This is a genomic window from Blastococcus sp. CT_GayMR16, assembly GCF_004570875.1.
Classification (GTDB): Bacteria; Actinomycetota; Actinomycetes; order Mycobacteriales; family Geodermatophilaceae; genus Blastococcus_B.
Window position 1 is genome coordinate 1 of the sequence record NZ_SPQK01000042.1, and the last position, 6,311, is coordinate 6,311.

General features: G+C 75.2%; 4 protein-coding genes and 1 pseudogene. 2 read left to right on the forward strand and 3 right to left on the reverse strand.

Translation table 11 applies throughout. The annotated features are described in order from the left end of the window. The coding region (locus E4P38_RS22575) for a DEAD/DEAH box helicase (protein WP_245161245.1) at nt 1–1,531 on the reverse strand (1,531 nt) is incomplete at its 3' end. A 241-nt stretch (nt 1,532–1,772) separates the two neighbouring features. Next, a complete protein-coding gene (locus E4P38_RS22580; protein ID WP_245161246.1) occupies nt 1,773–2,765 on the reverse strand; it encodes a helix-turn-helix domain-containing protein in 993 nt (330 codons plus the stop codon). Between the two features lie 72 nt (nt 2,766–2,837). Between E4P38_RS22580 and E4P38_RS22585 the strand changes: the two genes are divergently transcribed. Beyond that, complete coding sequence (locus E4P38_RS22585; protein ID WP_245161247.1) at nt 2,838–4,151, forward strand: MFS transporter; 1,314 nt, start codon at nt 2,838–2,840, stop codon at nt 4,149–4,151. Between the two features lie 349 nt (nt 4,152–4,500). Next, nucleotides 4,501–5,502 (forward strand): annotated as a pseudogene (locus tag E4P38_RS23665) (AAA family ATPase); the annotation flags it as partial. A 400-nt stretch (nt 5,503–5,902) separates the two neighbouring features. Here E4P38_RS23665 and E4P38_RS23670 read toward each other — a convergent pair. After that, complete coding sequence (locus E4P38_RS23670; protein WP_348633802.1) at nt 5,903–6,286, reverse strand: hypothetical protein; 384 nt, start codon at nt 6,284–6,286, stop codon at nt 5,903–5,905. Between the last annotated feature and the right edge of the window lie 25 nt (nt 6,287–6,311).

Consider the following 6,311-nt stretch of genomic DNA (forward strand, 5'->3'; position numbering starts at 1 on the left):
CCGAGCTGCTGCGCCCACCCGAGGATGCTGCGCCGCCGGACGAGCCGCGGCCCGAACCGCCGCCGCCGCCGCGACGACGTCCGCCGCCGTTGCCCTGGGGCTGCGGCTCGGCGACCGGGGCCGGCTCGACGTAGGGGGCGGCCGGACCGATCAGCGCGGTGATCTCGCGGGCGCCGGGCTTGATCGCCGACACCTCGGGGTTGATGCCGGCCTGCCGCGCGAGCATCCGCACCTCGCCGGCCTGGTCGGGCGTGGCGATGGTGACGACGGCGCCCTCGGCCCCCGCGCGGGCGGTACGGCCCGAGCGGTGCAGGTAGGCCTTGTGCTCGGCCGGCGGGTCGACGTGGACGACGATGGCGACGTCGTCGACGTGGATGCCGCGCGCGGCGATGTCGGTGGCGCAGAGGACGCGGGTCTCCCCGCTGCTGAACGCCTCGAGGTTGCGCTCGCGGGCGTTCTGGCTGAGGTTGCCGTGCAGGTCGACGGCCGGCACACCGGCGGCGGTGAGCTGCTTGGCCAGCTTCTTCGCCTGGTGCTTGGTGCGGGTGAACAGCACGACGCGGCCCAGCCCCGAGGCCAGCTCCTGCACGATCTTCGCCTTGTCGGCGGCGTCGACGCGGAAGACGTGGTGGGTCATGGTCGAGACCGGCGCGACGGCCGGGTCGACCGAGTGCGTGGTCGGGTTGCTCAGGTAGCGCTTGATCAGCACGTCGACGCCGTTGTCCAGCGTGGCCGAGAACAGCATCCGCTGACCGACCTTGGGCGTGCGGTCCATGATCCGCTTGACGCCCGGCAGGAAGCCGAGGTCGGCCATGTGGTCGGCCTCGTCGAGGATGGTGATCTCGATCCCGCCGAGGTCGCAGTGGCCCTGCTGGATGAGGTCCTCGAGCCGGCCGGGACACGCGATGACGACGTCCAGACCGCCGGCCAGGGCCTGCACCTGCGGGTTCTGGCCGACACCGCCGAAGATCGTCGTCGTCTTCATGCCGAGGGCGCGGGCCAGCGGGTCGACGACGGCCGCGACCTGGTTGGCCAGCTCACGGGTCGGCACAAGGATCAGCGAGCGCGGCCGCTTGGCCTGGCGCTTGCTGAGAGACGCCGCCAGCCGGGCGACGAGCGGAAGGCTGAAGGCGAGGGTCTTGCCGGAGCCCGTGCGGCCGCGGCCGAGCACGTCGCGGCCGGCGAGGCTGTCGGGCAGCGTCGCGACCTGGATCGGGAACGGCGAGGCGATGCCGCTGGCAGTGAGCACCTCGACCAACGGCGCCGGGACGCCGAGGGCCTCGAAGGTGGTGTCGGTCGGCAGCACGGTGGCTGGGTTCTGGTTGCTGGCCCCGACGGGGACGACGACCGGTGCCGGGACGGCGGACGGGGCCGCAGGCGTGCGGGCCGGGGTGTGGTGCTGGTTCGGCTGGTGCTGGTTCGACTGGTCGCCGGCCGGACGGCCGCCGCGACCGCGGCCGCCACGGGAACGGCGGGGACGGTTGTCCCCGGTCCCGTTGGAGGTCGTCGGGGAGTTGCTGGGTGAAGTCATCGGTTCCTCTGGCGTTCAGGTGCCGTCGTCCACCTCGGCGAGCGCGAGCGCAGGCGCGCCTGCACAGGGGGCAGGGCGGGCTCACGTCGTCAGCGAGACGTCGGACAGCCGGGCGCACCTCGGTGGCGCAGCCTCAGCCCGACGTCGATTCCTGCCGCTCCGGATGAGCGAGGGCGGCGCCGGTATGTAGTACTCAACCAGAATCGACCGGAACTTGTTCGATCCGCTGAGGAGTCGCCGGTCACATCGGGTGAACCGCGCTGCCGCGGTAGGTACGCCGGTAGGTGAGGGGGGCCACGCCGATCGCGGCGTGCAGGTGCTGCCGCAGGGACGCCGGGGTGCCGAATCCGGCGTCGGAGGCGACCCGCTCGACGGGCGTGTCGGTGGTCTCCAGGAGGTGCCGGGCGAGGGAGACGCGCTGCTGCACCAGCCAGGAAGCAGCCGACGTCCCCGTCTCCTCCCGGAAGCGGCGGGTGAAGGTCCGCACGCTCATCCGGGCGTGCGCAGCGAGGTCGGCCAGCGTGAGGGGGCTCTCCAGCCGCTCGAGCGCCCACGCCCGCGTCGCCGCCGTCCCGGTGTCGCCGGGTTCGGGCACCGGCCGCTCGATGAACTGCGACTGGCCGCCGTCGCGCCACGGGGCGACGACGCTGCGCCGGGCGACCCGGCTGGCCACCTCGGCGCCGTGGTCGCGGCGGATGAGGTGGAGCAGCAGGTCGATGCCGGCGGCGTTCCCGGCGGAGGTGAGCACGTCGCCGTCGTCGACGAACAGGACGTCGGCGTCCAGGCGGACCTGGGGGAACAGGCGCGCGAAGGCGCCGCTGTGCACCCAGTGCGTGGTGGCGGGACGGCCGTCGAGGAGCCCGGCCGCGGCCAGGACGAAGGCGCCGGTGCAGATGGAGACCAGGCGAGCCGTTGCCGAGACGCGACGCAGGAGGTCGGCCAGCTCGTCGGGCACGGTGCCGTCGGTCATCGCCGAGGTGCCGTAGATGCCGGGGAGCACGACCGTCTGCGCCGTCTCCAGGATCGCGGCGTCGTGCTCGGGGAGCAGGGAGTAGCCGGCGGAGGTCCGCACCGGGCCGCCGTCGAGGCTGGCGACCCGCACGCGGTAGAGCGGGCGACCGTCGGAATCCCTGGCACTGCCGAGGAACTGGTGCGGGAGACCCACCTCGTAGGCCATCGTCCGGGGCAGGGCGAGGACGGCGACCTCGTGCCGCGTCGGTGCCGTGGATGCCATGGCCGGATCCTTGCACATGTTGGCTGTCGGGCCACTCGCTGGCGCTGCTGGTGGTCCGCCATGCTGTCCGGCGTGACTGCCCCGCTCCGCACGTACCGCATCCACCCCGCCTGGTGGGTCGCCGCGGTGACGTTCCTGGCCCTGGTGGGAGCCGCGGCGTTCCGTGCGGTCCCCGGGGTGCTCATCGACCCGTTGCGCGACGAGTTCGGCTGGTCGGTCTCGACGATCTCGGCCGCGGTCGCGGTCAACATGGCGCTCTACGGGCTGACCGCGCCGTTCGCCGCGGCGCTGATGGAGCGCTTCGGCATCCGCCGGGTGGTCATGTGCGCGCTGCTGGTGGTCGCGCTGGGCAGCGGGCTCACCGTCTTCATGACCACGAGCTGGCAGCTCATCCTGTTGTGGGGGGTGCTGGTCGGGCTCGGCACCGGCTCGATGGCGCTGTCGCTGGTGGCGACGGTGACCGGCCGCTGGTTCGTCGCCCGCCGCGGTCTGGTGTCGGGCATCCTCACCGCCGGTGGCGCGGCGGGGCAGCTGATCTTCCTGCCGCTGGTCGCCTGGGTGGACTCGGTCTGGGGCTGGCGCGCGGCGTCGCTCGGCACCACGGCCGCCGCGCTCGCCGTCCTCCCGCTCGTCTTCTGGCTGCTGCGCGACCGGCCGCGCGACCTCGGGGTCACCCCCTACGGCGGCACCGCGGACGACGACGTCGACCCCGTGCGCACCGGGGCAGCCCGCAGCGCCGTCCGCGGCCTGGTCGAGGGGGCGAAGAAGCGGGTCTTCTGGCTGCTCGCCGGCGGCTTCTTCATCTGCGGCATGTCGACCAACGGGCTGGTGCAGCCGCACTTCATCCCGGCCGCGCACGACCACGGCATGCCGGTGACGACCGCCGCCGGGCTGCTGGCCGTCGTCGGGCTCTTCGACATCGCGGGCACGATCTTCTCCGGCTGGCTCACCGACCGGGCCGACCCGCGGGTGCTGCTGCTGGCGTACTACGGGCTCCGCGGGCTGTCGCTGTTCGCGCTGCCGACGCTGTTCGGCCCGGACCTGCAGGCCAGCATGATCGCGTTCATCGTGTTCTACGGCCTGGACTGGGTGGCGACCGTCCCGCCGACGCTGGCGCTGTGCCGCGAGCACTTCGGCGCCCGCGCCCCGGTCGTGTTCGGCTGGGTGTTCGCCTCCCACCAGCTGGGGTCGGCGGTCGCGGCGTTCGGTGGCGGCGTGATCCGCGACGTCACCGGCTCCTACGACCTGGCCTGGTTCGGCGCCGGTGCGCTCTGCCTGCTGGCCGCGGTGCTGTCGATCTCGATCCGCCGCAACCCGCCGCCGCCCGCCGAGACGTCGATGCCCACGAACCCGGAGGAAGCCGCCGCGGCGCAGGCCCACGGCTGAACCGATCGGGGCGCGAAGCCTGTGCGCGCGGCCGGCCGAGGGGCACCATGGCCCCGTGTCCGGGGCGCCGTGGGTGCTCGTCCACCTCGCCGGCCCGTTGCGCGTCGACCGGGGCGGGACGCCGCTGGCCGGTGCGGAGCTCGGCAGCCGCAAGGGGCGGACCCTGCTCCGGCTGCTCGCCGCCCGGCGGGGCGACGTCCTTCCCGGTGCCGAGATCGCTGCGGTCCTCTGGCCGCGGGAGAGCCCGTCGGACCCCGATGCGGTCGTCGCCTCGCTGGTCAGCCGACTCCGGCGGGTGCTCGGCCCCAACGCCGTCGTCGGCGGCCGGGAGGGCTACCGGCTCGGTGCCGTGGAGGTCGACGTCGACCGCGCCCGGCAGCTGCTCGCGGACGCCGAACGGGCCGCCCCGGCGCCCGCCGGAGTGGGCGCGGGGGCGGCGCTGGAACTGCTGGGAGCGGCCGAAGGATCGCCCGAGCCGGACGACGAGTGGATGGCACCCGTCCGCTCGGAGGTGACGGTGCTCCGGCGCCGCGCCCATCACCTGCTCGCCCGGACGGCGCTGGAGACCGGTGAGCCCGCGGGAGCCGAGGACGCCGCCGGGCGCGCGCTGGCCGACGACCCCCTGGACGAGGAGGCCGTCCGCCTGCTGATGCGCGCCCTGCTCGCCCGAGACCTGCCGGCCGAGGCGCTGCGCACCTACGAGCGGCTGCGCCGGGCGCTCGCCGACGAACTGGGCACCGACCCCGCACCGGCGACCCGGACGCTGTACGACGCCGCCCTCCACGGCGAGGCGCCGGTGGTGTCCGCCGTGCCGCCGCCGGCCGACCGGCTACGGCTCGCCGGGCGCGACGCCGAACTCGGCCTGCTCCGCGCGGAGTGGGAGGGAGCCTGCGGGCACCGCGCCGGACTCGTCCTGCTGACCGGGGAACCCGGCATCGGCAAGAGCCGCCTGCTGGAGGAGCTGGCCGAGACGGCACGCCGGTCCGGAGGCGTGGTGCTGTCCGGGCGAGCGTTCGAGGGTGAGCGCTCGGTGTTCGCGCAGCCCCTCGTCGATGCGCTGGCGTCCGCCGCCGAGACCCTGCCGGCCGCCCGCATCCGGGCGGCCGCCACCGGCGACGGCACGCTCGGCCGGCTCGTGCCGGAGCTCGCCCCGTTCACCGACGCGGTTCCGGTCCCGCCCGCGCCGACGCCCGCCGTCGAGCGGTCGCAGAGCTTCGCGGCGGTCACGGGGTTCCTGCGTCGCCTGGCCCGGGGCGGCCCGGTGCTGGTCGCCGTCGACGACCTGCAACGCGCCGGCCGGTCCACGATCGAGCTCCTCCACTACCTGGCCCGCCACCTCGGCAGTGCGCAGGTGCTCCTCGCGGCCGCCGTCCGCACGGGCGAGGGCGACGACGTCGTGGAGCCGCTGCGAGCGGTCGGGACGACGGTGCCGCTCGGTCCGCTGCCGGTGGACGCGGTCGCGCTCCTCGCCGGGCGCGCCGGGCACGAGAGCCGCGCCGCCGACGTCATGCGCCGCACCGGCGGCCACCCGCTGTTCGTCGTCGAGGTGCTGCGCGCGCTGGCCCGCGGGGACGGCGGCCTGCCCACGTCGCTGCAGACGGCGGTGGTCGACCGGGTGGCCGGAACCGGCGAGGAGACGGGGCGGCTGATGCGCGCCGCGGCGGTGCTGGGTGCGGCGTTCGACCCGCTGGTCGCTGGTGAGCTGGCGGGCATCGGCGCCGCCGCGGCGCTGCCGGCGTTCGAGCGCGCGTTCAAGGCCCGGCTTCTCGTGGCGCGGGGAAGGCAATACGAATTCGCGCACGACGTCGTCCGGGAGGCGCTGCTGGTCGCGACGCCGTCCCCGACCCTGCAGGCCTGGCATGCCCGGGCCGCCGACCTCCTGTCGGCCGACCCGGAGGCGGTCGCGCGGCACGCGGAGGCGATCGGTGACCGGCCGCGCGCTGCGCGTGCCTGGCTGAACGCTGCGGAGGCGGCGCTCGCCCGCTTCGTGGCCAGCGACGCGATCCTGCTCGCCACCCGCGCGGCAGCGATCGCCGCCGACCTCGAGGACGCACCAGATCCTCCGGCCGGCTCGTCGGGGCCGTCAGCGGCCGCACCTGGGCCACGCACCACCACGCGCCGCCCGGCAACGGCACCCACAGGGTGAGGTCGGCGAACGCG